The sequence below is a fragment of the Enterocloster citroniae genome (genome assembly GCF_040545455.1).
Classification (GTDB): Bacteria; Bacillota; Clostridia; order Lachnospirales; family Lachnospiraceae; genus Enterocloster; species Enterocloster citroniae.
Genome location: NZ_JBEPLZ010000067.1, coordinates 1 through 1,194, shown reverse-complemented (window position 1 = coordinate 1,194; position 1,194 = coordinate 1). Strand labels below are relative to the sequence as shown.

The window sequence follows — 1,194 nt, the reverse complement described above, 5'->3', positions numbered from 1 at the left end:
AAGCCTGCAAATAAAAAGTCAAGCTAAATTTTAAAGAACATTGAAAAATTTATACAGGTTGAAAAGTGGGTATCAAAATAAGACCGCCAGGATATGCCGGTCTAAAAACAGGTTTTACGTGTTGGTTATTCCGATGCCGGAAGAGAAGCAAGATATTCTTTCACTCGCCCATAGTAAATACGTAAAAATTTATTGGCACCTGCGGTCATGTAAACATAGTAAGGTTTACCTTGTGCGCGCTTCTTGTCCATGAATAGATAAACGGGATCATCCGGTTTGGTTTTAATTAGAACATCCATGACCTGGTACAGTGTTTTGCGTAAAGCGGGTGAGCCATGCTTGGAAACATGCACACTCTTCTGAGAATAATCCCCGGAATCGTTCACACCGGGGTCTACTCCGGCAAATGCCGTGATAGCGCCCTTGTGGGTGAAACGTGCGACATCTCCGATCTCAGCCATAAGCTGGGGACCGAGAGAGGGGCCTACCCCCTTCATTGCCATAACAATCGGATATTCCGGCAGTTTAGCAGCGGTTTCATTCATCAGTATACGCAGTTGTTCCACGGTCTGTGAAGCGGCGTTTAATTGTTGTATTGCCTGTTTGATGATGCGTTTGGTAAAGTCATCCTTTGGAAGTACGGGAATCAGTTCCTTTGCTGTCTCGTAGATTTCTTCAGCTTTTAAACGGCTAAAGTTGTACTTCTTACGGCAACACCATTTTTGATAGTGCAGGGTAAAGGCATTGCAGGACATTTTGCGGACGCAATCGACATGCCAGTAAGTATCAAGGAAATCCACCCATTTCTGGCTGCCGTCCTCACGGGCGGGGCTGTCGAAGTAGGTGTTAGCTCCCGGATAGGCCAGATCGATCAGACCGATCAGGTTATTTTTCATGGCAGTCTTATGTTTCATGTAAAAATCGAACTGGCGGTTCATAGTTTTAAGCTGTGTGCGTAGTTCATCCATAAGAGTATACTGTTTCAAATTCGCCCAGTTGTCAAGAGTGTAGCGTGCGATTTTTATGGAATCTGCTTTATCGGTTTTTACTCTTCGAAGGGGATTGTCCTGGCCTTGAAAGCCATGGATGATCTGTGGATTAACAGCGCAGACGAAGAATCCGGCTTGAGAGAGTTGGCGGGCAACAGGTTCGTAGTAACGGCCCGTACATTCCATAACGATGCGTGTTTGGCCG

General features: G+C 45.6%; 1 protein-coding gene. It reads right to left on the bottom strand.

Annotated features, from left to right (window positions below; genetic code table 11):
- Positions 1-125 precede the first annotated feature (125 nt).
- The coding region (locus ABID13_RS28605; RefSeq protein WP_354021390.1) for an IS110 family RNA-guided transposase at positions 126-1,194 on the bottom strand (1,069 nt) is incomplete at its 5' end.